General features: G+C 54.9%; 1 protein-coding gene. It reads left to right on the top strand.

From position 1 onward, the window contains the following. A partial coding sequence (locus EOA32_RS37950) for an HAD family hydrolase (protein ID WP_145971544.1) occupies positions 1-410 on the top strand: 410 nt, incomplete at both ends.

Consider the following 410-nt stretch of genomic DNA (forward strand, 5'->3'; position numbering starts at 1 on the left):
CCCCTAAGACAGTTCTCCCGGCCCGCCCTTCGGCGATAATCTTCGATTTCGACGGCGTCATCTTGGATTCAGCCGAGATCAAGGCTCAGGCTTTTGCGGAGATCTATTCCGAGAAAGGCGAAGAATGGGCTGCTTTCATCCTGGATTATCAGCGCAAGCATGGAGGCGTATCTCGTCGAGAAAAGTTCAAACATTTTGACAAAACGATGCTCGGCCAGGAACCGACCGAGGAGAGACTTTCTTTCCTGTCACAAAGGTTCACGGATATCGTTTTCAAGAAGGTACTTTCCGCACCTTTCATCCCCGGGGCCAGATCGCTGCTGGACGCCGCTCGCGGTCCCTCCCGGCTTTTTGTCGTCTCGGGTACGCCGCATGGAGAGTTGGTCGAGATCGTCCGACAACGCGACCTG

It is taken from the genome of Mesorhizobium sp. M1A.F.Ca.ET.072.01.1.1 (assembly GCF_004023325.1).
Lineage (GTDB): Bacteria > Pseudomonadota > Alphaproteobacteria > Rhizobiales > Rhizobiaceae > Mesorhizobium.